Annotated in this window: 25 protein-coding genes; 12 read left to right on the top strand and 13 right to left on the bottom strand. The window is 68.2% G+C overall.

What is annotated here, in order from left to right:
* Positions 1-153 precede the first annotated feature (153 nt).
* Positions 154-1233 (top strand): phosphoribosylformylglycinamidine cyclo-ligase, encoded by a 1080-nt coding sequence (gene purM, locus NS4_RS29380; RefSeq protein WP_063062735.1) that lies wholly within the window; start codon positions 154-156, stop codon positions 1231-1233.
* 388 nt (positions 1234-1621) lie between these two features.
* Here the strand turns inward: purM and NS4_RS29375 are convergent, their stop codons facing one another.
* From NS4_RS29375 to NS4_RS29355, 5 genes are all read right to left on the bottom strand, one after another.
* On the bottom strand, positions 1622-1831 hold the full coding sequence (locus NS4_RS29375; protein WP_039821949.1) for a DUF3073 domain-containing protein: 210 nt from the start codon (positions 1829-1831) through the stop codon (positions 1622-1624).
* A 162-nt stretch (positions 1832-1993) separates the two neighbouring features.
* Positions 1994-2959 carry an asparaginase gene (locus tag NS4_RS29370; RefSeq protein ID WP_063062734.1) on the bottom strand — a complete coding sequence of 322 codons (966 nt, stop codon included), beginning with the start codon at positions 2957-2959 and terminating at the stop codon, positions 1994-1996.
* Positions 2956-3639: an MOSC domain-containing protein gene (locus NS4_RS29365; protein WP_063062733.1), complete on the bottom strand. Its 684-nt coding sequence runs from the start codon at positions 3637-3639 to the stop codon at positions 2956-2958. Before NS4_RS29365 ends, NS4_RS29370 begins: the two co-directional genes overlap by 4 nt.
* 34 nt (positions 3640-3673) lie before the next feature.
* The gene (gene ygfZ / locus NS4_RS29360; RefSeq protein ID WP_084487833.1) at positions 3674-4789 is read right to left on the bottom strand and encodes a CAF17-like 4Fe-4S cluster assembly/insertion protein YgfZ; all 1116 of its coding nucleotides are present in this window, start codon (positions 4787-4789) and stop codon (positions 3674-3676) included.
* A 71-nt stretch (positions 4790-4860) separates the two neighbouring features.
* Positions 4861-5259: a sterol carrier family protein gene (locus NS4_RS29355; RefSeq protein WP_063062731.1), complete on the bottom strand. Its 399-nt coding sequence runs from the start codon at positions 5257-5259 to the stop codon at positions 4861-4863.
* Positions 5260-5410: 151 nt separating this feature from the next.
* Here NS4_RS29355 and NS4_RS29350 point away from each other — a divergent pair, with 151 nt between their 5' ends.
* The 5 genes from NS4_RS29350 (at position 5411) to cydC (ending at position 12987) form a co-directional block, all read left to right on the top strand.
* Positions 5411-6331 (top strand): aminodeoxychorismate lyase, encoded by a 921-nt coding sequence (locus NS4_RS29350; RefSeq protein WP_063062730.1) that lies wholly within the window; start codon positions 5411-5413, stop codon positions 6329-6331.
* A 161-nt stretch (positions 6332-6492) separates the two neighbouring features.
* The gene (locus NS4_RS29345) at positions 6493-7956 is read left to right on the top strand and encodes a cytochrome ubiquinol oxidase subunit I (RefSeq protein ID WP_063062729.1); all 1464 of its coding nucleotides are present in this window, start codon (positions 6493-6495) and stop codon (positions 7954-7956) included.
* 9 nt (positions 7957-7965) lie between these two features.
* Entirely contained in the window at positions 7966-9075 is a 1110-nt protein-coding gene (gene cydB / locus NS4_RS29340) for a cytochrome d ubiquinol oxidase subunit II (RefSeq protein WP_063062728.1), read from the top strand.
* Positions 9076-9079: 4 nt separating this feature from the next.
* Positions 9080-11074 carry an ABC transporter ATP-binding protein/permease gene (locus NS4_RS29335; protein WP_063062727.1) on the top strand — a complete coding sequence of 665 codons (1995 nt, stop codon included), beginning with the start codon at positions 9080-9082 and terminating at the stop codon, positions 11072-11074.
* Complete coding sequence (cydC, locus tag NS4_RS29330; protein WP_157106321.1) at positions 11071-12987, top strand: thiol reductant ABC exporter subunit CydC; 1917 nt, start codon at positions 11071-11073, stop codon at positions 12985-12987. The genes NS4_RS29335 and cydC overlap by 4 nt, the downstream gene beginning before the upstream one ends.
* Positions 12988-13254: 267 nt before the next feature.
* On the opposite strand, the gene NS4_RS29325 is transcribed toward cydC, so the two are convergent.
* The 6 genes from NS4_RS29325 to NS4_RS29300 form a co-directional block, all read right to left on the bottom strand.
* Positions 13255-13998, bottom strand: a complete 744-nt coding sequence (locus tag NS4_RS29325; protein WP_063062726.1) for a heme-binding beta-barrel domain-containing protein — start codon at positions 13996-13998, stop codon at positions 13255-13257.
* A gap of 314 nt (positions 13999-14312) precedes the next feature.
* A complete protein-coding gene (locus tag NS4_RS29320; RefSeq protein WP_030522845.1) occupies positions 14313-14618 on the bottom strand; it encodes a DUF1416 domain-containing protein in 306 nt (101 codons plus the stop codon).
* Between the two features lie 5 nt (positions 14619-14623).
* Positions 14624-15457 (bottom strand): sulfurtransferase, encoded by an 834-nt coding sequence (locus NS4_RS29315; RefSeq protein WP_063062725.1) that lies wholly within the window; start codon positions 15455-15457, stop codon positions 14624-14626.
* A gap of 34 nt (positions 15458-15491) precedes the next feature.
* On the bottom strand, positions 15492-15965 hold the full coding sequence (locus NS4_RS29310) for a DUF4395 domain-containing protein (RefSeq protein WP_063062724.1): 474 nt from the start codon (positions 15963-15965) through the stop codon (positions 15492-15494).
* 414 nt (positions 15966-16379) lie between these two features.
* Positions 16380-16835 (bottom strand): thioredoxin family protein, encoded by a 456-nt coding sequence (locus tag NS4_RS29305; RefSeq protein WP_063062723.1) that lies wholly within the window; start codon positions 16833-16835, stop codon positions 16380-16382.
* On the bottom strand, positions 16832-17641 hold the full coding sequence (locus NS4_RS29300; protein WP_063062722.1) for an LmeA family phospholipid-binding protein: 810 nt from the start codon (positions 17639-17641) through the stop codon (positions 16832-16834). Before NS4_RS29300 ends, NS4_RS29305 begins: the two co-directional genes overlap by 4 nt.
* Positions 17642-17832: 191 nt before the next feature.
* Between NS4_RS29300 and NS4_RS29295 the strand changes: the two genes are divergently transcribed.
* The 6 genes from NS4_RS29295 to pstB all read left to right on the top strand — a co-directional run bounded on the left by NS4_RS29295 (position 17833) and on the right by pstB (position 23694).
* Entirely contained in the window at positions 17833-18600 is a 768-nt protein-coding gene (locus tag NS4_RS29295; RefSeq protein ID WP_063062721.1) for a winged helix-turn-helix transcriptional regulator, read from the top strand.
* 11 nt (positions 18601-18611) lie between these two features.
* The gene (gene mshD, locus NS4_RS29290; protein ID WP_157106320.1) at positions 18612-19520 is read left to right on the top strand and encodes a mycothiol synthase; all 909 of its coding nucleotides are present in this window, start codon (positions 18612-18614) and stop codon (positions 19518-19520) included.
* Between the two features lie 300 nt (positions 19521-19820).
* Positions 19821-20930, top strand: coding sequence for a phosphate ABC transporter substrate-binding protein PstS (gene pstS / locus NS4_RS29285; RefSeq protein ID WP_063062720.1), 1110 nt, complete (start codon positions 19821-19823; stop codon positions 20928-20930).
* Between the two features lie 88 nt (positions 20931-21018).
* Positions 21019-21990, top strand: a complete 972-nt coding sequence (gene pstC / locus NS4_RS29280; RefSeq protein WP_063062719.1) for a phosphate ABC transporter permease subunit PstC — start codon at positions 21019-21021, stop codon at positions 21988-21990.
* Positions 21990-22898 (top strand): phosphate ABC transporter permease PstA, encoded by a 909-nt coding sequence (pstA, locus tag NS4_RS29275; protein WP_063062718.1) that lies wholly within the window; start codon positions 21990-21992, stop codon positions 22896-22898. Before pstC ends, pstA begins: the two co-directional genes overlap by 1 nt.
* A 19-nt stretch (positions 22899-22917) precedes the next feature.
* Complete coding sequence (pstB, locus tag NS4_RS29270; protein ID WP_063062717.1) at positions 22918-23694, top strand: phosphate ABC transporter ATP-binding protein PstB; 777 nt, start codon at positions 22918-22920, stop codon at positions 23692-23694.
* 138 nt (positions 23695-23832) lie between these two features.
* Here pstB and phoU read toward each other — a convergent pair whose 3' ends face one another.
* Positions 23833-24495, bottom strand: a complete 663-nt coding sequence (gene phoU / locus NS4_RS29265; protein ID WP_063062716.1) for a phosphate signaling complex protein PhoU — start codon at positions 24493-24495, stop codon at positions 23833-23835.
* Between the two features lie 85 nt (positions 24496-24580).
* Positions 24581-26571: LCP family protein (locus NS4_RS29260; RefSeq protein WP_369690235.1), on the bottom strand; the 1991-nt coding region annotated here is incomplete at its 5' end.

The raw sequence follows: 26571 nt of genomic DNA, 5'->3' as shown, positions 1-26571 counted from the left end.
TCGAGGCCTGAACGGCGAGACCAAGGGGGCCTCGACCCCGCGGCGCCGCAGGCGCCGCCGATAAACACAGCCCGGCCCCCCGCGCTTCGGGGCGACGCCATAAACTCTGAGCAGGCAATTATCCGCGAATTCGGTTTGGAGCTTTCCCCGACAATGACTGAGCAGAACCCCACCGGTGCCGGTGCGTCCTATGCCGCAGCTGGAGTGGATATCGAGGCCGGTGACAGGGCTGTCGAGTTGTTCGCCCCGCTGGCGCGTAAGGCGAGCCGGCCCGAGGTGCAGGGCGGGATCGGTGGCTTCGCCGGGTTGTTCGCGCTGAAGAAGAGCTATCGGGAGCCGTTGCTGGCTTCGTCGACCGATGGGGTCGGTACGAAGATCGCGGTGGCCCAGGCGCTGGACAAGCACGACACGGTGGGTCTGGACCTGGTGGCCATGGTCGTCGACGATCTGGTGGTGTGCGGGGCCGAGCCGTTGTTCCTGCAGGATTACATCGCCGTCGGCAAGGTGGTGCCGGAGCGGGTGGCCGAGCTGGTGGCCGGTATCGCCGAGGGGTGTGTGCGGGCCGGTTGCGCGTTGCTGGGCGGTGAGACGGCCGAGCATCCGGGGATGATGGGCGCCCAGGACTACGATCTGTCGGCGACCGGGGTCGGTGTGGTCGAAGCCGATGATCTGCTCGGGCCCGACCGGGTGCGTCCGGGGGATGTGGTGATCGCGATGGGTTCGTCGGGGCTGCATTCCAACGGTTACAGTCTGGCGCGCAAGGTGCTGCTGGAGATCGACCGGATGGCGTTGACCGGACATGTGGAGGAGTTCGGCCGCACGCTCGGTGAGGAGTTACTGGAGCCCACCCGGATCTATGCCAAGGATTGCCTGGCGTTGATCGCCGAGACCGATGTGCGGACGTTCGCGCATATCACCGGTGGTGGTCTGGCCGCGAACCTCGCTCGGGTGCTGCCCGCGGGGCTGGTGGCCGAACTCGACCGCGGGACCTGGAATCCGGCGCCGGTTTTCAAGATGATCGCGCAGCGTGGCCGGGTGGAGCGCGTGGAGATGGAGAAGACGTTCAATATGGGCGTCGGTATGGTCGCCGTGGTCGCGCCCGAGGATGTCGATCGCGCGCTGGCGGTGCTGACCGCGCGCCATATCGAGTGCTGGACGCTGGGCAGTGTGAAGAAAGCCAAGGATGTGGATGCGCCGCGGGCGGTTCTGCTCGGAGATCATCCGCGTTTCTGATCCGCGGTCCGGCCGTCGTGATCCGGCGGCCGGATCTTCCGGGTTCCATTCGTCTTCCGCGCGTTCGATGTTGCGCGTGTCCTGAAACAGCGACGGCGCGGTTCCGACGGCCCGCGGGTCAACGCGCAGCTATCGGCGTTCCGTAGTCGTGCACTCGGAGCGCGAGCCCCAGCGCGGTGACCGGACTTCTCGGACTCGACTTCCGCCCGGCGGGTGATAGATCGCCCACCGACTCTCGGTCGGAACCGACGCGATGATTCGAGTGCCGCTCGGGTCGTACCGCCGGTTCACGTCGTCCACCGCCGGGCAAACCGGCGGGAAACGGCGCGAACCGGCGTAAACGACCGAAAGGGAGGCCTACGGCCTCCCCCGAGCGTATGCACCCTGATCAGCGGCGCCAGCTGTCGTAGTCGTCGTCCTCGTCCCACTTGGACAAGGAATTGTCCGCGTCGTGCTCATCCGACAGGACGCCACCGCGTGGGGCGTTGTCGCTACCGGAAAGCTCGCGCTGAAGGCTCGCGAAGTCGGTCGACGGCGAGCTGTACTTGAGCTCGCGCGCAACCTTGGTCTGCTTTGCCTTAGCCCGGCCACGGCCCATGGCTGACCCCCTCGCGTCACAGCGGGGCGGCCTGGGGATTGGTGGCGGCCCCGTTCGAATTAATATCTTCCTGACAGACACTTTAGCGCGTGTCCGGCCGTCGCGCTTCCACGAGTCGGCTATCGGCCGGATCGACCGACCGGTTTGCCGATGTTTCGCCGCTCAGTCCCCAGGCGGAACCGAGCCGGGTATGACCCGGATCACACCGACCCGGGTTCCGCCACCCAGCACCGGCGGGGCCGCCAGCGCCGCCAATTCATCGGACCACTCGACGCCCATACGCTGCAGGACTGCCATGGTCAGCGGGATTCTGGCGCGGTCGGCGCCGTCGTCGATCTTGTAGGCGAAGGCGCTGCCGTCGGGCAACGCTCCGGCGTGAACGCCATCGGCGCCGATCTTGCAGAGGAGTTCGGGGACAGCGTTCATGGTCAGCAGATCGGGGCCGTTGGTGCCCGAAATCACCCGTGGGTGCGCGCGGAGCGCCGTGGCGATCCGGTGTTCGGGTGTGCCGTCGGGGGCGGTGGCCAGGGTCGCGAAGGCACGCGCCAGATTCGTCAGTGATACGGGAACGATGGGTAGGCCGCAGCCGTCGATGCCGAGATCGGTTTCCGGCTCCCCGGTCGTCTCGATGATCTGGGCCAGCACCGCCTGCTGCAACGGGTGGCCGACCTCGGTATAGCCGGTGACCGGCCAGCCGTTCACCGCGCAGGTCGCCAGCATGGCGGCGTGTTTGCCCGAGCAGTTCATATACCGCTTGGCGGGTTTCTCGCCGCGGTAGAGCACTCCGGCTCGGGTTCGCTCGTCACCGGGCAGGTCCGGGGGACAGGCCAGATCGTCCTCGCCGAATCCGAAGCGGCGCAGCAACCGCTCGACCAATTCGATGTGCTCGGGTTCGCCGGTGTGTGAAGCGGTCGCAATCGCGAGTTCCGCGTCGTCGAGCGGATCGAAACCCTGTTTGAGCAGAGTCAGCGCTTGTAGCGGTTTGTTGGTGGAGCGTGGATAGATCGGCACGTGCACCGAGCCGGCCGCGAAGGTCGGTTCGCCGTCGGGTCCGATGATCACCACCGAGCCCCGGTGCACACATTCCCGAAACCCGGAGCGCACCACCTCGACCAGGTCCACGCTCATCCGATCGCCTCCTGTTCCGGGGCCGGCTCGGCCGCCGCGGTGCGACGGCGCGTGTGCCGGGCGATCTGCGCGCGGATCTCGTCGGAGATGGTGGGCTCGGCGGTGAGCAACCGTTCGAGTCGTGCGGGGTCGGCGCCGGTGAAGACATCGCGGACGGTGATCCCGTGCTCGGGTACGTGCACGAACTCGACCGGGTCACCGGCGCCCACCTCGCCTTCGGTGAGGACCCGGAAATAGCAGCCGGTGCTCGCGCGCAGGGCGAACCGGCGCACCCACTGCCGTTCCCCGGACCAGTGCCCGAAGGTGGCGCACGGCACCCGGGGCGCGCTGACCTCGAGCAGGGCGTCGCCTACGCGGCAGCGCGCACCGAGCACGGCGTCGCTGAGCGGCAGCCCGGAGATACGCAGGTTCTCCCCGAACCAGCCGGGTTCGAGCGTGCGGCCGAGCTCGGCCGACCAGTTCCGGGCGTCCTCCTCGGCGTAGCCGTACACCGCCTGGTGGACGCCACCGTGGTCGCGGGTGTTGCACACGTGATCGCCGTCGAGCCCGAGTCGCCCGGCCCGCACCCGGCCGGGGACCGGGCGCTTGTCGATCGCACTGCGCCCTACCCGGCCCGGTACCTCGAGGTCGGCATGGACGACACAGGCGGCCAGTACCCGGCCGGTGGCACCGACGTGCACAGCTGTCTCCTCTCGGCTCGTCGACGGGCGCGGATCAGCGGCCACGGAGCCGTTCGACGGCGCGACGCCCGGCCTGCGGGGTGTCGTCGGCGATCACCGAATCGGGGTCGATGGCCGCGGCGGTGCCGCCCACGGTCAGCCGGGTGTCGGTGGGGACGGACCGCTTTATCAGCGCGAGCGCGACAGGGCCCAGTTCGTAGTGATCGATCGTGGTGCCGAGAACACCCACCGCGCGATTGCCGGCGGTGACCGGTTCGCCGGGGGCGGGCCGCTCGTCGGCGGAACCGTCCAGATGCAGCAGGACCAGCCGGCGCGGCGGTTTGCCGAGATTATGGACCCGGGCCACGGTTTCCTGGCCGCGGTAGCAGCCCTTGTCCAGGTGGACGGCCCCGTGCTCGGCGGGTCCGCCGATCCAGTTCACCTCGTGCGGGATGGTGCGATCGTCGGTATCGAGGCCGATCCGGGGCCGCACGGCGGCCACACGCAGGGCCTCGTAGGCCCAGGAACCGGCCGGTTCGGCTCCGGCGGCGGTCAGCTCGTTCCACCGCGACATGAGCTGTTCGCGGGGCAGGACGAGATCGAAGGAGTCCGCGGTCGGCCAGGGCATCCGGCGCAGGAAACCGCCGGCCGGAACCGCGACCGCCTCATAGATCTCGGGCAACCGGTCGACGCCGAGTACGCCGGTCAGCGTCGCGACACCCGGACCGAGCAGGCTCACGACAGCGTGATCGGCCGCCTCCCGCGGCTGGGCATCGGACCAGAAAACCATTTTGGTCAGGAAATCCAGCAGACCGGGGCCCCGGTCGCCCTCGGTGTCGATCCACACCGTCGAGTCCAGTTCGGTGAGCACGAAATGGTGCAGTACCCGGCCGTTGAGATCGAGGTCGAGGTTCTCCGCGGAGCGGCCCTCGCCCAGGTCGGTGATGTGCTGGCTGGTGATGGTGTGCAGCCAGCTGAGCCGTTCGGCGCCGGTGACGGTGAGTACGAACCGGTGCGAACGGTCCACGATCGCCACGCGTTCGACGGCGGCGCGTTGTTCGCCGAGCGGGTCGCCGTAATGCCAGGGGACGGACTCGTCCAGGGAACCGGCCGGGGCCGCGACGGCTCCCGGTACTGCGAGGACAGGGCTGGGTGCGGCGAGCACGGACACGGCTTCCACTCTAGGAGTAAATCGCCCTCTCGCGCATCAGCGGGGGGTTGACCAGGCGATTCGCCGCGCGGTCAGTCCTCGGGGCGTACCGGGACCAGCGGCAGCCAGCGACCGATCTCGGCGGCCCGGCTGCCGGAGGCATCCACCGTGCCCGCGGCGAGAGCCGTGGTGAACTCTTCGAGCCCGGTCGCCAGCAACAGCCATGTCCGCGCGTCGGTCTCCACCACATTGGGCGGAGTGCCGCGGGTGTGCCGGAGGCCTTCGACGCACTGCACCGCGACGAAGGGCGGGACCCGTACCTCCACCGAATGTCCGGGGGCGGCCGCGGCCAGGGCCCGCGCGGTCCCGCGCACCGCCGCCGCCAGATCGGCCCGGGCCGGGGCCGGCCGGCTCTCGTCGAGCAACCATTCCCGGACCGCGGTCACCGCGGCTCGCACTGCGCCGGGGTCGATTTCCGTCCGTCGCGCCATTGCCCGACCTTAGCCAGTGCCGCCCGCGCGACCGAAATGGTGGACCCCGGGCGGATGCTGCGGTATCAGTGGCCGGGAAATCGGCCGATATTGTCCGAGCCGCCCGAATTTCTGTCCGTCATAGTGCGCGGTGTTGGCCTACGCTCGTGCCATGGTGGATCGAGTTCTTGTAACACTCGACGGCGAGGTCCGCGATGCGGACCAGCCGTTGCTGTATGCCGACGATATCGGCGTCCTGCGTGGCGACGGAATTTTCGAAACGGCTCTGGTCCGCGGTGGCACGGTCTGCGCGCTCGATTTCCATCTGGCCCGGCTGCGCCGCTCCGCCCAAGCGCTCGACCTACCCGAGCCGGACCTGGCCCGGTGGCGCAGCGCGATCGAAACCGCGGCCAAGGAATGGGGCAGCGAAGAGGAAGGCGTCATGCGCCTGGTGCTGACCCGCGGCCGGGAGAGCGCGCTGGGTAGCCCCAAGGCGGGGCTGCGCTCCGGCGAGTTGTCCGAGGCGGTGCCGGTCCCGACGACCTTCGTCATGGTGACGGCGCTGGCCGAACGAGTGGCGGCGGCGAGAACCGAGGGCGTCGCTGTGGTCACCTTGACCCGGGGCATCTCGATCGACCTCGCCCAGGCGGCGCCCTGGCAATTGCTCGGCGCGAAAACGCTGTCCTACGCGACGAATATGGCCGCGCTGCGGTTCGCCGCCCGGATGGGCGCCGACGACGTGATCTTCACCAGTACCGAGCACCGCGTACTGGAGGGCCCGCGCTCCACGGTGGTGATCGCCCGGGGCAAACAACTGATCACGCCACCGGCGAAGAACGGGGTGCTGCCCGGGACCACCCAGCGGGCCCTGTACGCCGAGGCCGAACGTCGTGGCTACGACTGCCGCTACGAACCGTTGTTCACCGCCGACCTGTTCGACTGCGACAGTATCTGGATGCTCAGCAGTGTGACGCTCGCCGCACGGGTCAATTCCCTTGACGGCGTACGGATGTCGGCGCCGGAATCGGTTTCGGAGATCGTCGAGATGGTCGATCGGGGGATCGAACGGGCCGGGACCATCGCCGATTGGTGATCGCGAGCGGAACCGGGCGAGCACAACCCGACCGGTGTGACGGGAACCGTTGCCGGGCCGCGGATGTATCGCTGTGCCCGTCGTGTCCGCCGACACATTGATAGAGCCGCGGCGACGCGTAGTCTGGGTCTACGACACGTCGTAGTAACAGGAGGCTCGGTGTGGACGCCCTGGATGTCTCGCGATGGCAATTCGGCATCACGACCGTCTACCACTTCTTGTTCGTACCCCTGACGATCGGCCTCGCGCCGCTCGTGGCGGGAATGCAGACGGCGTGGGTCGTCACCGGCAAGGAGCACTGGTACCGGCTCACCAAATTCTTCGGGAAACTGTTCCTGATCAATTTCGCTCTGGGCGTGGCCACCGGAATCGTGCAGGAATTCCAGTTCGGAATGAACTGGAGCGAATACTCCCGATTCGTCGGCGATGTTTTCGGCGCACCGCTGGCGCTGGAAGGCCTCGTGGCCTTCTTCATGGAGTCCACTTTCATCGGACTCTGGATATTCGGCTGGTCGCGGCTGCCCAAACTTGTTCATCTCGGCACCATCTGGATGGTGGCGATCGGCGTCAACGCCTCCGCGTACTTCATCATCGCGGCCAATTCCTTCATGCAGCACCCGGTGGGTGCCCGGTACAACCCGGAAACCGGGCGGGCCGAATTGTCGAGCATCACCGAACTGCTCACCAACAACACCGCGCTGGCCGCCTTTCCCCACGTGGTCGCGGGATCGTTCCTCACCGCGGGCACCTTCGTCGCCGGAATCGCGGGCTGGTGGATGGTCCGCAAGGCGCGCAGCGGCGATACCGGTGAACTCGCCGAGGCACGCACCGTGTGGCGTCCGGCGGCGCGAGTGTCACTGCTGGTGGTAGTGGTTGCCGGTCTCGCGCTGGTCTATACCGGCGACGTCCAGGGCAAGCTGATGTTCGAGCAGCAGCCCATGAAAATGGCCTCGGCGGAATCGCTGTGCCACACCGAGACCGACCCGAACTTCTCGATCCTCACGGTCGGCACGCACAACAACTGCGACAGCGTCACCCATGTACTCGAGGTGCCGTTCGTGCTGCCCTGGCTGGCGGAGGGCAAGTTCACCGGGGTGGAACTGGAGGGCGTCGTCGATCTGCAGCGGGCCTACAACGAGAAGTTCGGGCCCGGCGACTACCGGCCCAACCTCTTTGTCACCTACTGGTCGTTCCGCGCCATGATCGGCCTCGCCGCCGGGTCCGCCCTGCTGGTCTTCGCCGGGTTGTGGATGACCAGGCGCGGCCGCGTCCCGGATCAGCGCTGGTTCTCGTGGCTGAGCCTGCTCGCCATCCCGACCCCGTTCCTGGCCAACGCGGCCGGCTGGGTCTTCACCGAGATGGGCCGCCAGCCCTGGGTCGTGGTGCCCAACCCCACCGGTGACCAGGATCTGCGGCTGCTGGTGCAGCAGGGCGTCTCCGACCACGCGACCGCGACGGTATGGGTCTCGCTGATCACCTTCACGGTGGTCTACGGGCTGCTCGCCGTCGTGTGGTTCTACCTCATGCGGCGCTATGTGCTCGAGGGGCCGGATCGGCCGGCGGGCGCCCCCGCGGCCGAGTCCGCGGAGAAACCTGTCGCCGAACAGCTTTCGTTCGCCTACTAGGAGCCGGGTATGGGACTGCAGGAATTCTGGTTCGTACTGATCGGGGTGCTCTTCACCGGGTACTTCGTGCTCGAGGGTTTCGACTTCGGAGTCGGCATGCTCATGCCGATCCTCGGCCGGGGATCCGCATACACGCGCGGTGAGCGCGGGCCCTCCGTGGTTACGCAGGCTGCCTCCTCCAGGCCTGACGCGCTCACCGCGGACACCCGCCGCCGGGTCGTTCTGAACACCATCGGCCCGGTGTGGGACGGTAACGAGGTCTGGTTGATCACCGCCGGCGGTGCGCTGTTCGCCGCGTTCCCGGAGTGGTACGCGAGCATGTTCTCCGGTTTCTATCTGGCGTTGCTGCTGCTGCTGGTGGCATTGATCCTGCGCATCTGCGCGATCGAATACCGCGGCAAGATCGACGATCCGCGCTGGCGTGCGCGCTGTGACCTCGGTATCGGGATCGGTTCCTGGGTGCCCGCGCTGGCCTGGGGCTGGGTATTCGCCAATATTGTGCGCGGCGTGCCGCTGGACGCCGACAAACAGTTCACCGGTGCCTTCGGCGAGTTGTTCGGCCCGTACGCGCTCCTGGGCGCGCTCACGACCGGGCTGCTGTTCGCATTGCACGGGGCGGTGTTCCTGGCGCTCAAGACCGCCGGCGAGGTCCGCGACGACGCGCACCGCGCCGCCCGCCTGCTGCTGGTGCCGACGACCCTGGTCGTGGTCGGCTTCGGCCTGTGGACCCAGTTCGCCTACGGATCGGGCTGGACCTGGATTCCGCTGGCACTGGCTGTGTTCGGGTTGCTCGGCGGCGCCGCGGCACTGCTGGCCGGGCGCGACGGCTGGTCCTTCGCCGGGACCGCGCTCACCGTGCTCGCCGCCACCGCGCTGCTGTTCGGCGCGCTGTTCCCGGATGTGCTGCCCTCCACGATCGACCCGGCGTTCAACCTGACCGTGGACAATGCCTCCTCGACCCCGTACACGCTGAAGGTGATGAGCTGGGCCGCGGTGATCGTGACCCCGGTGGTGCTGGGTTATCAGGCCTGGACCTACTGGGTGTTCCGGAAACGCATTAGTGTCGAACACATCCCACCTGGAATCGGACTTCCACCCCGCGTTGTCACCGAGGAGTGAGCCAATGGCCCGCCCGCCCGTGGACCCTCGCCTGTGGCGGTACGCGCGTTCGGCGCGGCGCTATCTCGCACTGAGCGTCGCGCTGTCGCTGGTGACCACGGTCACCATCGCCTGCGCGGCCGTGCTGCTGGGACGGGTACTGGCCGGGGTGATCACCGACCCCGGTCGCCGCTTTCTCGGCGCGTGGAGCGCGGAACTGGTGCTGCTCGCACTCGCCCTCGGCGGGCGGGTACTGGCGGCGTGGTGGCAGTCGCGGATCGCGCACCGGGCCGGCGCCCGGGTCGTCACCGAACTCGAACAGGCGGTCCTCGCCGCAGGCGCCGGACTCCCGCCCCGGGAACTCGAGACGCGGCGGACCGAACTGGCGGTGGTGGTGGGCAGCGGCCTCAACGGTTTGCGTGCCTACCTGACCGGTTATGTGCCCGCATTACTGCTCGCGGTCCTCGTACCCCCGGTGCTGCTGGCGGTGATCGCCGTCCACGACCTCACCTCGGCGGTCATCGTGGTGATCACCCTGCCGCTGATCCCGATATTCATGGTCCTCATCGGCCTGCTCACCGAAGGACGGGCCCGGGAGACACTCGCGGCCACCACGCGGCTCTCCGATCAACTGCTGGACCTGTTCGCCGGTATGCCCACCCTGCGCGCCCTCGGCCGCGAGACCGGGGCGGCAACCGATATCCCCGGACGCACGATGAGCGGCCGCGTCCGGGAACTCGGCGAAACGCTGCACCGTCGCACCATGGGCGCACTGCGGATCGCGTTCCTGTCCTCGATGGTGCTCGAACTGCTGGCCACCCTCTCGGTCGCACTGGTGGCGGTGGCGATCGGGATGCGTCTGGTGCACGGCGATATGAGCCTCTATGCCGGAATCGTCGCCCTGGTCCTGGCCCCGGAGGTCTACCTGCCGCTGCGAACCGTGGGGGAACGTTTCCATGCCGCACAGGACGGAATGGCGGCCGCCGACCGGGCTTTCGCTGTCCTGGACCCCGCGCCTGCAGGCGCCGCGGACACGATCTCGGCGCCGGACGCCCGGGGCGCGGAAGCACGCCCTCGGGCCGGGGCGAAGTCGGCCCCCGATACGGCGGTGACCTCGGCTTCCAGCGCAGTGGTGAGCCCGGCTTCCGCCACGGTGACGACCTCGGCCTCCGGCACCGTGACCTCGGCCTCCGGCACCGTGACCTCGGCTTCCAGCGCGGTGACCTCGGCTTCCAGCGCGGTGACCTCGGCTTCCAGCGCGGTGACCTCGGCTTCCAGCGCGGTGGGCGTCGGCGGAACGCGGCACCATCGGAACGGTTCTCCTGGCGCGGGTGTCATCGAACTCCGTGATCTGACAATCGATTCCAGGGACGGTGCCGCACCGGACGGTCTGCACGCCGTATTCCGCCCCGGCGCCGTCACCGCGCTCACCGGATCCAACGGCTCCGGGAAATCGACCGCGCTGCAGGCGATCCTGGGATTGATCGAACCCACCCGCGGCGCGGTGTTCGCCGACGGCGTCGATATCCGGGAGATCCCGGCCGAGCAGTGGTGGGCGCGGCTGGCCTGGCTCCCGCAGCGGCCGGTACTCGTCCCGGGCACGCTCCGGGAAAACCTCGAACTGCTCGGTGCCACCGTCGCCGGACCGGCACGCCGGGGCCCGGCCCGGGTGCTCAGCGAATTGGACGCCGCCTGTGCCGTAACCGGTTTCGACGCCGTGCTCGAGGCTTTGCCCGATGGGTGGGATACCGTGGTCGGGTCCGGGGGGATCGGACTGTCCCTCGGTCAACGGCAGCGGCTCGCGCTGACCCGGGTCCTGGCCGCGGATCGCCCGATCCTGTTGCTGGATGAACCGACCGCCCATCTGGATCCCGACAGCGAAGTCGCGGTGGCGGCGGCCCTCACCACTTCGGCGCGTACCGGCGCGACCGTGGTCGTGGTCGCCCATCGACCGGCCCTACTGTCCGCAGCCGACCAGATCGTCGCGGTACCGACGACCCGCCCTCGAATATTGCGATGAGCTCTCGAACCGAAACCACTCGCCCTCCGCGCCGCCGGCCCCGCGCGGGCCGCCGCCGGGCCCGGCTGCGGCTGCTGCTGCGCGATATCCGTCAGATATGGGATCTGCTGGAGGTATCCCGCCGGCGGCTGGCGTACGCGACCGGTTGGGGCGTCGCGGCCCTGGGCAGCGCGCTCGGGCTCGCCGCGCTCGCTGCCTGGCTGATCGCCCGGGCCTGGCAGATGCCGCCGGTACTGGACCTCACCGTCGCGGTGGTCGCGGTGCGGGCATTGGGTATCTCCCGCGGACTCTGCCGGTATCTGGAGCGGCTCGCCACCCACGATGTCGCCCTGCGTTCGATGACCGCCGCCCGCAACACGGTGTACCGCGCTCTGGCCGGCGCGCCGCTGTGGCTGACCCGCCGTGCCGATTTACCAGCAGTCGCCGCGGGTGGCCCCACCGTCCCCACTGCCCCGGGCGGCCCCGGGGTGCCCGGCCGACTGCGGCGCGGGGACATGCTGGTGCGGGTGGGCACCGATATCGACGATCTCGGCGCGGTGGTGGTCCGGACTTTCGTACCGATCGCAGTCGCGCTGGTGCTGGCAGTGGCGGCGGTGGGGTTACTGGCCTGCATTTCGCTACCGGCCGCCGGGGTGCTGGCGGCAGCACTGGCATTCTCCGGAATCGTCGCCCCCTGGCTCTCGGCTCGCGCTGCGGCGGCCGCCGAGCGATCGGCGCGTGGGGACCGCGCCGAATTCGCCGCGCACGCCTTCACCGTGCTCGACCATGCCGCGGAACTGCGGGTCGCCGGAAAGCTGGAGGCCGCGCTGGACACCGCGGCGGCCGCGAACCGGCGGGCGCTGGCGGCCGAGGACCGGGCCGCCGGCCGCAATGCCTGGGCGGCGGCCGCGATCCCGTTGGCCACCGGGGTGACCGTGCTCGCCGCCCTGCTGATCGGGATCATCGTTTACGGTCCTGGTGGGGGCACGCCGGGCGCGATGACCCCGATGGGGCTGGCTGTGCTGGTGCTGCTTCCGCTATCCGCCTTCGAGGCGACCGGCCCGCTGCCGGCCGCCGCGCAGACCCTCACCATCGCGCGCGCCGCCCTGCACCGGTTGCGGGCGGTATCGCCCGATCACCGCCCGAAATCCCGCGAACAGGACGAACCCGTCGCGGGCATTACCGCAGCCAGGCCGTGGAGTACCGGCACCCGCAAACGGTTCGGCACCGGCGGATATCCGCATCCGTTCCCCTACGCCGACAGCCGCGCCGACGGAGTGGTCATCGGCTGGGTGGGCGACGGGCAGTGGCAGATCCCGGAGCGTCCGCAGGCATCCAGGATCGTGGTGGTCGGGCCCAGCGGTGCCGGTAAAACCACACTGTTGATGGCCTGGGCCGGTCTTTTCGACGAACCGGACGACCAGGTGCGGTTCTTCGCCGAGGACGCCCATCTGTTCGGTACCAGCGTGCTGGAGAACCTGCGAGTGGCCCGCGGTGATCTCGATGCCGCGACCGCCGAGCAGGCGCTGCGGACGGTGGGCCTGGGGGACTGGCTGGACGGACTGCCCGACGGCGTGCACACCGACCTCCCCGGCGGCGCCGCCGCGGTCTCGGGCGGGCAGCGGCGCCGCATCCTGCTCGCGCGCGCCCTGGTATCGCCCGCCCGCGCGCTCCTGCTGGACGAACCCACCGAACACCTCGACGCCGTCGCCGGCGAACAGCTGTTGCGGGAGCTGCTCGATATCGACAGCGGTCTGGTCGCGGCCGACCGCGATGTGGTGGTGGTCACACATCAACTGCCGGCCGGGCATCGCGCCGGCCTGGTTATCACCGTCGATGAATCGGGCCAGGTCCGGGCCGCTTTCGCGGACGGCAAAACCACCCATTACGCCCTCGACGAAATTCCGTTGCCGACTACCGCCGGTGGTGGCTAAGTTCGGAGATACACAAGGAAGGAGGTGATCCCAAGAATGGAAATTCTCAGGACGCGTGAGGTGGCTGCCAGCTGAGCGCTGTAGCCGGCTGTCCTTTCGGATTCCGATCGCTACAGAGTTGAGCGAATCCACGGCAGCCACCCGGCCCCCGAGTCCCCGATCCGTCCGATCGGGATCGGCCGCGAGACCCACCGGTGTTCACACCACGGGCCCGCGCCGATACGGCTCGGGGGTCGTTCTGTATCCGGGACCCCCGCGGCGCCGGGGTCAGCCGATATAGCGCTGCAGCCGTGCGGACAGGCGCGGCTGCAGCGGGCCGTCGGCCACCACCCGCTCCTCCACATAGGCCAGATCGCCGCCCTCGACGATCCCGTACAAACGTTTCGCGCCGCCCACCACCGCGCCGGATTGGCTGCGGATCACCACATCGGTGGCCAGTTCCCAGGACGCCTGGGTGAGTGCGGTGCCGTAGAAGAGTTCTACGATTCCGGTGCTGTGGGTGAGCAGCAGTTCCAGCACCTCGTCGCTACCGTCGACCCCGACCCGCCAGAATCCGGTCTCACGCAGATCCGGGCCACCGTAGCTGCCGTCGGATTCCACGAACCAGGAGCGTGAATCCCAGCTCAGATAGTCGCCGCCGTCGTGGGAGACCACGATCTGCTGCCCGAAGCGGTAGTCCCCGCGCTCAGGGTTGTTGCCCTCGCCCTCGCCGCGCCAGACGCCGACCATCGGCAGCAGCGCCAGCATGGCCGGATTCAGGTCCGGGCCCAGGCGCAGATTCGCCGTATCGTCGGGGAGCGGGAGGTCCGGGAGCACCGGGATGTTACGGCCGCCGGTCGCCTTGGCACGCTCGGCCGCATCGGCCACCGCCCGATCGCCGCTCAGAGACGAGGGGCTGTCGGCCGGACGGCCGTTACCGTTCTGGCCGTGGGTATCGGCCGGAGGCCTTCCGTTGCTGTTGTCGCTCGCTCGCTCGGCCGGATCGGAACCTTCGCTCGCGAGACCGCTCATGATTCGGTGAACAGCCGGTAGAAGACGTACAGGCCGAACCATCCGATGAGGATCGATACGGCGATCAGCAGAATCTCGAAGAAGAGGACCACAGACCGATTCTATTGCCCGCCTCCGGCGAGGCGGGACGGGGCCCTCGTGACTCCGGCCACGAATGCCGATCATTCGCCGTGGACGAAAGGATCGTGCGGGCGGAATTCCGGCGCCGGGCCTCGCGCGGGGCAGCGGTGTGTTCGGCGACGCGGCGGGCGGGAAACGGAACGGCCCGGGATACGCCCTGTGAGAGGGCGTATCCCGGGCCGTGCGGTCCCGTCCTACTTCGAGACGGCGACGTCCAGGTTGTGGATGCCCGGGCCGTCGGGGCGGAGCTCGGCCGTGCCGTTGCCCGCCGAGGAGAGCGCGCGCAGCGTCCAGGTGCCCGGCGCCGCGAAGAAACGGAAGTCACCGGTGCCCGAGGCGACGACCTCGGCGGTGAAATCCCCGTTGCCGTCCAGCAGTCGCACGAAGGCGCCCGCTACGGGCTCACCGTCCGTGGCCAGAACCCGGCCGGTGATGACCGTCTCCTTCTCCACATCGACCCCGGCCGGGATGGCCTGGCCCTGGGTAGGTGCTGCACACATGCTGGTTATTCTCCCAACTCGATAGGGGCGCCGACGAGCGAGCCGTATTCGGTCCAGCTGCCATCGTAGTTCTTGACGTTCTGGTGTCCGAGCAGCTCCTGCAGCACGAACCAGGTGTGCGAGGAGCGCTCGCCGATACGGCAGTAGGCGATGGTTTCCTTGTTTCCGTCCAGGCCGGCCGCACCGTAGAGCTCGGCGAGCTCCTCATCGGAACGGAAGGTGCCGTCCTCGTTGGCGGCCTTGCTCCACGGTACGTTGATCGCGCCGGGGATGTGACCGGGGCGCTGGCTCTGTTCCTGCGGCAGGTGCGCCGGGGCCAGGATCTTGCCCGAGAACTCGTCGGGGGAGCGCACATCGACCAGGTTCTTGGTGCCGATGGCCGCGATGACCTCGTCCCGGAAGGCGCGGATGGTGTTGTCCGGCTCCGCGGCCTTGTACTGGGTGGCCGGCCGGCTCACCGCGTCGGTGGACAACGGGCGTCCGTCGAGCTCCCACTTCTTGCGGCCGCCGTCGAGCAGCTTGACGTTGTTGTGGCCGTACAGCTTGAAGTACCAGTAGGCGTAGGCGGCGAACCAGTTGTTGTTGCCGCCGTAGAGGACCACCTCGTCGTCGTTGGCGATACCGCGCTCGGAGAGCAGTGCGGAGAACTGCTCCTGGTTCACGAAATCACGACGAACCTGGTCCTGCAGGTCCTTCTTCCAGTCGAGCCGGACGGCGCCCTCGATGTGCCCGCCTTCGTAGGCGGTGGTGTCCTCGTCGACCTCGACGAAAACGACGCCGGGGGTCTTGAGGTTCTCTTCGGCCCAGTCGACGGAGACCAGGACATCGGAGCGAGCCATGTTTTCCCTTTCAGTGGTGACAGCGGATCGGTGTTCAGTTCGATGCGGGGGATTCGGACGGGGTGCGCAGCCGCGCGATCAGCGGGTACAGCTTGCAGCCGAGGCAGATGCCGAACGCGGCGTTGAGGAACGCCGCGAACAGGGCGAACCCGGCGAACAGCGCGCCCACGGCGGTGCTGCCGAGGAGGAAGCCCAGCAGGCTCACCGCGGCGAACACGAAACCGAGCAACTGGGCGAATCGTAACGGGGCGGTCGGTTCGGTCTCGGTGACCGGGCCCAGGCGCGGCGCGACGAAGCGCGCGTAGATCAGGCCGTACGGGTGCCGGCGCGGCCCGAGCCAGGCGCCGAGCGCGAACACCAGCGCCTGGCCAGCGACCAGCACCGTGGCGGCGATCGGGGCGAACGCGGCGAGCAGCAGGATCAGGACCAGGACGCCGGTGGTCACCCAGGCCACGAAACGGGGGCCGCGGATATCGACTCGGTTCGTAACGGTGGTGATAGTGGACATGAACAAAGCTCCTGCGCTCGAACTTTTCGGCAATTCGGCCGGTTCGCCGGGGGATGAAATCGCTCGCGCGACGAACCGTGGTCGGCGTCAGGAAAAGTAGACCCGACCGCTCAGCGGCACAGGCAGCAACAACCACCGAGGCGGCACAGGTCGACTGTGCGGCGACGGGTGAGCATCAGCTCGCGGTGGTTTTGCACACGGGCAGTCTACCCAATTACTCCGGTGTGCCAATGGGGAGGGGTGTCCGCTCCTGGACAGGGGCCTTACCGGACGGTATCCGTCGTCCGGGGAGCGGCGGCCACCGAGCACCTGCAGTGCTGCGGACCTACACGGGCCCGTTCGGGGCAGCGCATCCGGAAACTTCTTCCGCCTGCCCCGACCCGCCCCGCCGGAGGCGGGGCAAATAAACGCAGCTCAGCCGGCGGTCGAACCGGCCGTCAGCGGGGTGAGCGCGCTGCGCAGATCGCTGGTCTTGGGCACACCGGAGATCCGGAACCGTTCCCGGCCCTCGGCGTCGAATACGAAGGTGGTCGGCAGCGACAGCACATTGAGGGCCCTGGCCAGCGCCGGGTCGGCGTCGATATCGATTTCGATATCGCGCGGCGGCTGCGGGGAGTCGGCCAGATCGCCGGTGGCGTCGGCGACGACCCGGCGGACCGCCGCGCAGGGGCCGCACCAATCGGCGGAGAAATGCAGTACCGCGGGTCCCGACCCGGTGACTCCGGCGGCGACGAGCAGATCGTCACGCGCGCCGGTGTCGCGGTCGAGGGTGACCGGGGCGGAGCGCACCGCGCCCTCGCGCCGGCGCAGGTACAGGCCGACGGCCAGCCCGGCCAGCAGCATTACCGCCAGAATGGTGATCTCGATCATGGGCGCCGCAATCTGTTCAAATCGATCGTCACATCGCTACCCCGGCCCTCGACCACGATATGGCCGCCCAGGGCGGTCACTTCGGTGGGTCGGATACCGAACGGCAGTTCCTTCGTATCGATGGTACGGGTGAACATCGCCAGCACCGCCGGGATGTCGGCGTCGTCGACGACCGGCTTGGAGGGGACCGGCGAGATCTCCTCCGAATACAGGCCGGTGGCCACGATCCGCACCTGGTCGCCGTCGAGCAGCAGGTCGGCCGCGACGCTCACCCGTTCGCCGGCGAAACTCGCGCCCTGCTGTCCGCTCGGCGCCGACGGCAGCGTCCCGGTCAGTACCAGGGCCCCCGCCGTGGTCATTCCCGAGCCGCCCGAGCCGCCGGTGCCGTCGGATTTGTCCGCCGGGCGGGAATGGACCTCCAGATCCGGGATACCGAACAGGCGGCCCAGTTCGGTGGGCGCGACCCGCATCCGGACGTCGACCTGCTCGACCGGCACGTTGCGCACCCGCCCGTCGACCAGATCGCCTAGCGGGAGGTTCATCCCCAGCAGCGTGGCCTCCAGGCCGATTTCGCCGGGGATATCGGGCCGGACGCTGTCGGCCTTGATCTCGATATTGTCGTAGCGGCCGTCGAGCGCCTGCCGAAGGAACGGGAAGCCGTGGAAGGTGACCTCGGGATCGGCGCTGAGATCGGCGCCGACCTTCAGCGACCTCGAGACGCGGTACTCCGAATATGCGGCCGCACCGAAATCGACGACCACTGCCAACCCTGCCAGGCACAGCAGTCCGATGATCAGCTTCCGCATGGCATGCACCCTAGTGGACGCACCCCCGGCGGGCTTCGCGCCGGTGGGCGGGTACGGCCCTGTCCGCGTCACCCGGAATACGAGGTCATCGGGTCGGACGCGCTAATCTTGCAGCGATTACATATGGATGAGCAACGTGGCGACGGCGACGAAGCTGGCTTTCGCGTAGCTACGAGATGGGAGGAGTGCTTGTGGAGCTGCTCCTGCTGACCTCCGACCCCGACCCCGAATCGGTTCTGCCCTCGCTGTCGCTGCTCGCGCACAATGTGCGGCCCGCGCCCACCGAGGTGGCGTCGCTGCTGGAGGCGGGTACCGCCGATATCGCGCTGGTGGACGCGCGTTCGGATCTGGCGGCCGCCCGCGGCCTGTGCCGGCTGCTCGGCAGCACCGGGTCGTCGGTCCCCGTGGTCGCCGTGCTCACCGAGGGTGGGCTGGTCGCGGTGAACGCCGACTGGGGTCTCGACGATATTCTCCTGCCCAGTACCGGGCCCGCGGAACTGGACGCCCGGCTCCGCCTGCTCGTCGGCCGGACCGGCGGGTCGGCCGGCCCGGAGAATTCCGGGAAGATCACCCTCGGCGAGCTGGTGATCGACGAGGGCACCTATACCGCGCGGCTGCGCGGGCGCCCGCTCGATCTGACCTACAAGGAGTTCGAGCTGCTGAAATACCTCGCCCAGCACGCCGGCCGGGTGTTCACCCGTGCCCAGCTGCTGCAGGAGGTGTGGGGTTACGACTTCTTCGGCGGCACTCGGACCGTCGATGTGCACGTCCGGCGGTTGCGGGCGAAGCTGGGCAGTGAGTACGAGTCGTTGATCGGCACCGTGCGCAATGTCGGGTACAAAGCGGTGCGGCCCGCCCGTTCGAACAACAGGAACGACTCCGATGCCCGGTCCGCGGGCGGCGGCAAGGACGAAACCGAAGAGGATTCGATGGCGCCGGTCAACGGCACGGCCCAGTGAGTGCGGCAGCTATGGGTGAATACGAATTGCAGTGGCACGAGCTTCCCGCTCCCGCCCGTGCCGACCAGGTGAGCGCGCTGCTCGACGCCGCGGCGACAGCCGACGGCGTCGCGCCGGTTTCCGAACAGGTCCTGCTGGGCCTGCGCCGGGAATCGCCGGTCCGCCACCTGCTGGCCGTCGCGGGGGACGAGGTGGCCGGGTACGCGAGTCTGACTCCGGCGCACGGCGAGCACCCCGCCATGGCCGAGGCGGCAGTGGCCCCGGAATGGCGAGGGCGCGGGATCGGTGGCGATCTGGTGGCGGCCGCGCTGGCCGCCGGCGGGCCGGGAGCCCGGATCTGGGCGCACGGGAAACTGCCCGCCGCCCAGGCGGTGGCGCGGCGGCTGGGACTGTCGGCCGCGCGAGAGCTCTGGCAGATGCGGCGCCCGCTGGCAACCCCTGAGCTACCGTCTGTCGAGGTGCCCGACGGGCTCATGGTCCGCACCTACCGCGGCCCGGCCGACGACGCCGAGCTCCTGCGGGTCAACAACGCGGCTTTCGATTGGCATCCTGAGCAGGGCGGCTGGTCGGCGCGCGAACTGGAAGAGCGCCGCGCCGAACCGTGGTTCGATCCGGCCGGACTCTTCCTGGCCTTCGACCCGCGGGAGCCGCAGCGGTTGCTCGGATTCCACTGGACCAAAGTTCATCGTGACGACGATCCTCCGGCCGGTGAGGTGTACGTGGTCGGGATCGATCCGGCTGCCCAGGGTCGCGGACTCGGCCGGCTGCTCACCCTGATCGGCCTGCACCACCTCCGCGATGCGGGGCTGGGTGAGGTTCTGCTCTACACCGAGGCGGACAACGCGGCCGCGGTCCGCACCTATCGTGGGCTGGATTTCGCCCCGGCGCATATCGATATCGCCTACTCGATACCGGGCTGAGGTCACCGAACAGGATGGTTACCGGCCGGGGTGCGACTCTTACGGCCGGGCGCCGGAATGCCGCGTATCGGTATGCGCGGAGTAACGGCGCGGCAAACATCACACATATCGGACGAGTTCGCGCCGCCCTGTTCACCTTCCGTTCACTTGCCCTGGTCCAGCTGTCTACCGACGCGCCCTAGTTTGATTCTGGGCGGCAGTGGGCCGCCTGGTGTGCGAGTTCCCCGCGAACGGCCGCACCACCACACGCGCCCGGGCCGGTGAGGGACCGGGCGAGTAGGACGTATCCGGAGGACTGGAGTGAAGTTCAAGCGCAGCAGCGCCCTCGTCGGTGTGATCGCGGCCGTGACCCTGCCGCTGGCCGCCTGCGGCAGCGACGACAATGCGTCCTCGACCGGAATCGAGGCCAACGCCGACGTCGCCTGCGGCGGCAAGGAGGCCCTGAAGGCCAGCGGTTCCTCGGCGCAGAAGAACGCCGTCGAGCGTTTCACCGCCGCCTTCGAGACCAATTGTGACGGCCAGACCCTCAACTACACCTCGAGCGGCTCCGGTGCGGGCGTCAAGGAATTCCTCGGCGGCCAGACCGACTTCGCCGGTAGCGACTCCCCGCTCAGCGAGAAGAAGGGCGAGCCCGCCGCGGCAGCGCAGCGCTGCGCTTCCCCCGCGTGGAACCTGCCGACCGTGTTCGGTCCGATCGCCATCACCTACAACATCGACGGCGTCACCGATCTCGCGCTCGACGGCCCGACCGTGGCCAAGATCTTCAACGGCACCATCAAGACCTGGAATGCCCCGGAGATCCAGGCGCTCAACGAGGGCAAGCAGCTGCCCGCCGAGCCGATCAAGGTCGTGTACCGGTCCGACGAGTCCGGCACCACCGACAACCTGCAGCTCTACTTGGACGCCGCGTCCGAGGGCGCATGGGGCAAGGGCGCCGGCAAGGTCTTCAACGGCGGCGTCGGCGAGGGCACCCAGGGCAACGAGGGCACCTCGGCCGCGGTGAAGAACACCCCGAACTCCATTTCCTACAACGAGTGGTCGTTCGCCAAATCGCAGAACCTGTCCGTGGCCCGGATCATCACCTCCGCCGGCCCGGAACCGGTCGAGCTGACCTCCGAGACCGCCGGTAAGGCGATCAACAGCGTGAAGATCAAGGGCGAGGGCAACGACCTGGTGCTCGACACCTCGTCGTTCTACAAGCCCACCGAGGCCGGCTCCTACCCGATCATCCTGCCGACCTATGAGATCGTGTGCTCGAAGTACACCGACGGGGCGACCGCGACCGCTGTCAAGGCATTCCTGACCTCCGCCGTCACCAACGGCCAGGAAGGGCTGGCGGACAACGGTTACGTGCCGATCCCGGAAGAGTTCAAAACCAAGCTGACCACGGCGATCAACGCCATCTCCTGATAGCGCGAATATGACAGTCAACCCAGACGTAGCCTCGGCAGGTCCGTCCAGCGCGACGGACCTGCCGAAGGCGGGAGTCCCCGCATCAATGTCGAGCCATCCGAGCAAGCCGCCGCTGGGCGGTGAAAGTCGCGGTCATGGCAGGCGGGCCGAGTTGGTGTTCAAATCGCTGGCGACCACCGCCGCGGCGATCATCGTGGCCTCCATCGCGCTGATCGCACTGTTCCTGCTGATTCGTGCGGTACCTTCGCTCCGGGCTGACGAGGTGAACTTCTTCACCAGCGCGGAGTTCAACACCGGTGACGCGGACAACCTCCGCTTCGGTATCCGTGATCTGTTCATGGTGACGGTGTTGAGCTCCGCTTTCGCGTTGGTCATCGCGGTGCCGATCGGTGTCGGCATCGCGCTGTTCCTCACCCGCTACGCACCCAAGCGGCTCGCCCGGCCGTTCTCCATGCTGACCGATCTGCTGGCCGCGGTGCCCTCGATCGTGTACGGCCTGTGGGGCCTGCTGGTGCTGGCGGAGTATCTGAAACCGGTCCAGGAGTTCCTCAACGGCAACCTCGGCTGGTTCTTCCTGTTCTCCGACGGCAATGTCTCGATCGGCGGCGGTGGCACCATCTTCACCGCCGGCGTGGTGCTGGCGGTGATGATCCTGCCGATCATCACTTCGGTTTCGCGTGAGGTCTTCGCGCTGACACCGGTGGCGCATATCGAGGCGGCCCAGGCGCTCGGCGCGACCAAATGGGAGGTCGTGCGGATGACCGTCCTGCCCTACGGCCGCAGCGGTGTGATCGCCGGTTCCATGCTCGGTCTGGGCCGTGCGCTCGGTGAGACCATCGCGGTCCTGCTCATCCTGAAGATCTCGGCGACCCCGGGCACCTGGTCGCTGTTCGACGGCGGCTTCACCTTCGCGTCCAAAATCGCCTCGGCCGCGGCCGAATTCAGCGCGCCGCTGCCGACCGGTGCCTATATCGCGGCGGGCTTCGTGCTCTTCGCGTTGACCTTCGTCGTGAACGCGCTGGCCCGGCTCGCGGCAGGCGGAAAGGTGAACGGCTGATGACCACCACCACGACCGGCCTCGACAAGCCGATCAAGGCGCCGGCCTTCCGGGACGTGAGCACGGCTCGTAAGATCAAGAACAACATCGCGACCGCGGTGTTCGCGCTGTGCTTTCTCATCGCCCTGATCCCGCTGGGCTGGGTGCTGTGGATGGTGGTCAGCAACGGCATCGGCGCCATCATGTCGCTCGAGTGGTGGCAGAATTCGCAGAAGGGCATTCTGCCCGATCAGACCGGCGGCGGCGTGTACCACGCCATCTACGGCACCATCGTGCAGTCGGCGGTGGCCGCGGTCATCGCCGTACCGCTCGGCATCATGGCGGCGGTCTATCTGATCGAATACGGCACCGGCCGGTTCGCCAAGGTGACCACCTTCATGGTCGATATCCTCGCCGGTGTCCCCTCCATCGTCGCGGCGCTTTTCATCTTCGCGCTGTGGATCGCGACCCTGGGCTTCCCGCAGAGCTCGTTCGCTGTGGCGCTGGCCCTGGTACTGCTGATGCTCCCGGTGGTCGTACGCAATACCGAGGAGATGCTCAAACTCGTGCCGGACGAGTTGCGCGAAGCCTCCTACGCGCTCGGCATCCCGAAGTGGAAGACGATCGTGCGGATCGTCATCCCGACCGCCCTGCCCGGCATGATCTCCGGGATCCTGCTCGCCCTGGCGCGTGTGATGGGCGAGACGGCGCCAGTGCTGGTGCTGGTCGGCTACAGCAAGGCGATCAATATGAACATCTTCGACGGCAATATGGCTTCGCTGCCGCTGCTGATCTTCCAGGAATTGAAGAGCGCCGAGGACGCGGGCCGGCAGCGGGTGTGGGGTGCCGCGCTGACGCTGATCCTCATGATCGCGGTGCTCTACCTGGCGGCCGCGGCTGTCAACAAGCTCCTCACGCGGAACCGATAAGGGCGGAAACGGAAAACAGATGGCCAAGCGGATCGACATCAAAGACCTGAACATCTTCTACGGCAAATTCCACGCCGTCGCCGATGTGTCGCTCAACGTCTTGCCGCGCAGTGTGACCGCCTTCATCGGTCCGTCGGGTTGTGGGAAGTCCACCGTGCTGCGGTCGCTGAACCGGATGCACGAGGTGACACCGAACGCCAGGGTCGAGGGCGCGGTCATGCTCGACGGCGAGGACATCTACGCCTCGCAGGTGGATCCGGTCGGCGTGCGCCGCACCATCGGCATGGTGTTCCAGCGGCCGAACCCCTTTCCCACAATGTCCATTCGCGACAATGTGGTGGCCGGTCTCAAACTGCAGGGTGTGCGCAACAAGGGCGAACTCGACGAGGTCGCCGAGCGTTCGCTGCGCGGCGCGAACCTGTGGAACGAGGTGAAAGACCGCCTGGACAAGCCAGGCGGCGGGCTTTCCGGCGGTCAGCAGCAGCGGCTGTGCATCGCGCGCGCCATCGCGGTGTCCCCGGATGTGCTGCTGATGGACGAGCCCTGTTCGGCCCTGGACCCGATCTCCACGCTGGCGATCGAGGACCTGATCACCGAGCTGAAGAAGGAATACACGATTGTCATCGTCACCCACAATATGCAGCAGGCGGCGCGGGTGAGTGATAAGACCGGATTCTTCAATCTCGAGGCCCAGGGCAAACCGGGCCGGCTCGTCGAAATCGACGATACCGAGAAGATCTTCTCCAATCCGGGTGAAAAGGCCACCGAGGATTACATCTCCGGCCGTTTCGGCTGATCTCCGAACGCAGGAAAGGCCCGCACCATCCGGTGCGGGCCTTTCTGTTCCTCACCATCGGCCGGGCCTGCCGACACCCGCCATACGCCGCGGGCCGGGCGGACCATCCCGCAGGCGATCGGGGGCGAAGTACCCGGGTCAGGACTCGGTGTCCGTGTCCGGGGGCAGCACACCGGTCACGAGGAAGATCACCCGGCGGCCGATCTCGACGGCGTGGTCGGCGAAACGCTCGTAATAGCGACCCAGCAGTGTCACATCGACGGCCGCGGCCACCCCGTACTTCCATTCGCGGTCCATCAGCAGAGTGAACAGGTGACGGTGCAGATCGTCCATCGCCTCGTCGTCCTGGTTCAGCTGGGCCGCGCGTTCGGGATCCCGGCTCTCGAGCACCTCTCGGGCGCCGTTACCCATACTGACCGCGATCCGGCCCATCTCTGCGAAATAGCCGTTGACCGCCTCGGGCAGGGCATGGTTCGGATGCCGCCGACGAGCCACCTTGGCCACATGCAGCGCCAGGGTGCCCATCCGGTTGACGTCGTTGACGATCTGGATCGCGCTGACCACCTGCCGGAGGTCACCCGCGACCGGGGCCTGCAGAGCCAGCAGTGCGAACGACTTCTCCTCGGCGTCGGCGATCATTTCGGCGATCCGGTCGCCTTCGCCGATGACCTGCTCGGCCAGCGACAGATCGGCCTGGAGCAGAGCCTGCGTGGCGCGATCCATGGCCGAACCGGCGATACCGGCCATCTCGCCCAACAGGTGGGCGAGGTCGGCCATTTGCTCGTTGTAGATGACACGCATGAAACGAAAGACTAGTTCGATGCGCTGACTACGTCACCAACAGCGGGTGAATAACCCGGTGACCTCGCCCGCAGTGAATACCCGGTCAGGCGGCGCAGGGGTCGTCCCCGGCGTTCACGTGTTCGAGGTCGGTGGGCAGTTCCGCGGGGGCGGTACTCGTGGCGGTCACATCGGTGATCGGACTGCCGACCGTGGTCGGTTCGTTGATCACCTGCTGGTAGTTCTCACCCAGCACCAGCTCGACGATGCTGTCCAGTGATTCGTCGAGTTCCATGGTGGCTCCCGGGACGGCGCTGGCCACCGTCGCCGCCTCGGCCTCGTGACCGGGGGAGTAGCGGACTTTGGTATCCGCGGAGTTGCCTTCGGTGTAGTTGTCGGCGTTGTAGATGTTGAAGCCGACATTGGCCAGCTGGCTGGCCGTCTGGTTGGCGAGACCCGATATACCCGACCCATTGGACACCAGCAGCGACAGCGTGCTGGGATCCACCGCGGTCAGCGACGGCGGGATCGGCGCCTCCGAGGTCGGCGGCGGGGCGGGCGCGGTCTTCTCGCCGGGCAGCGGCTGGTCATCGCGGATGGCGCGGAAGATCGCCTGGATATCGGAGGTGCGGGGGATCTCGTTGCCGTACGAGGTGGTGCCCGCTGTCGGGACGGTCAGGAAGGTGACCGCGCCCGTTTCCAGGTCCTGCAGCGAACGGCCGAGCATGAGCAGGTCGTTGGGCGCCACATTGTCGACGAAGGTCGCTTTGGTGAACGCCTGGATGAATCCGTTCAATTTGCCGGGATCCAGCAGCACTTGCCCGGACAGGGCGCCGCGCAGCAGGGCGGCGAGGAACTTCTGCTGCCGGTTGATCCGGTCGTAGTCGCTGCGTTCCTCGCCGTAGACGTGTCGGGCACGTACATAGTTCAGTGCGGTGGCGCCGTTGATCCGGTGCCGGCCGGCCTCCGGGATGATCGTGCCGAGCACCCCGTCCTCGAGCGGTTTGGAGACACACACCTCGACACCGTTGACCTTGTCCACCATCTGCTCGAAACCGGCGAAGTCGATCCCGATGAAGTGGTTGATGGTGCTACCGGTCAGCCGCTGAATCGTGGCCAGCAGGCAGCGGGGGCCGCCCAGCGCGTACACCGCGTTGAGCTTGTCACCCATGGCCGAATCGAAGACCTCGTCGGTGTAGGTGTTCTTCTCGTTGTCGAAGCTGTTGCACTCGGGCCGGGTGACGTCGAGGTCTCGCGGGAAGGACACCACGACGACCCGCGACCGGTCCTTCGGGATGTGCACGAGCATCGTGGTGTCGGCGCGAGCGCCCTCCGCGTCTTCCACGCTGCCCGCGCCGATCTCACCGTTCGCACCGGCCCGGGTGTCGGTGCCGACGATCAGGTAATTCTCGTCACCGAGCTGCGCTTGGGCGTCGATGACGTCGTCCTCGTTCTCGGCGAGGGCGGATACCTGCGTGAAGCTGTTGCCGGTGGCGCGAAGGTAGCTCCAACCACCCCCGGTGATCAGCAGCGCGAGAACGGAGAAGAAGGCGACACCGGCCCGGCCCGCGATCCGTAGCCGCCTGTTGCGCCGGCTTTCGGGGGTGCGCCGTCGTCTCGGCTTGCCGACCGTTTCCGGGGCTGCCGGTTCGGAGGTGGGCCACCCCGCGGTGTCGGTCCGGCCGCTGATCCTGGAGTCGCTCTCGTCGAGCGGGTCGAGGATATCGGTGACCGTTTCGGGGGACTCGGCGGCCAACGCGGCGGCCGCTTTCGCGTTCTTACCCCGGCGAGGTGTGCCGGAAGATTGCCGGGAGCGTTTCGGTGGCGCCTCGCGACCCGGCTGCGAACCCCCCCGGGCGGGGTCGGACTGCTGCGGAACCACGGCGGTCGGATCACCTGGTTCGACCGGGGTCGCTGCGGGGCGCTGCCCGGTCGGCGGACGCTTGGCCGGGTCCGGTGCGGGCTTCGCCGGCGGCGGTACCGCCGCCCGGTTACCGGTCGCCGGACGGGACGGGTTCGAGCCCGGTGGATTCTCCCTGGCGGGTCGGCCGGGCGGGCGGGTCGGCCCGGGCTGATCCGGACCGGGCCGCTGCGGCG

This window comes from Nocardia sienata NBRC 100364, assembly GCF_001613205.1.
Classification (GTDB): domain Bacteria; phylum Actinomycetota; class Actinomycetes; order Mycobacteriales; family Mycobacteriaceae; genus Nocardia; species Nocardia sienata.
The sequence above is the reverse complement of the archived record's forward strand: the minus strand, read 5'-3'. Positions and strand labels throughout refer to the sequence as shown.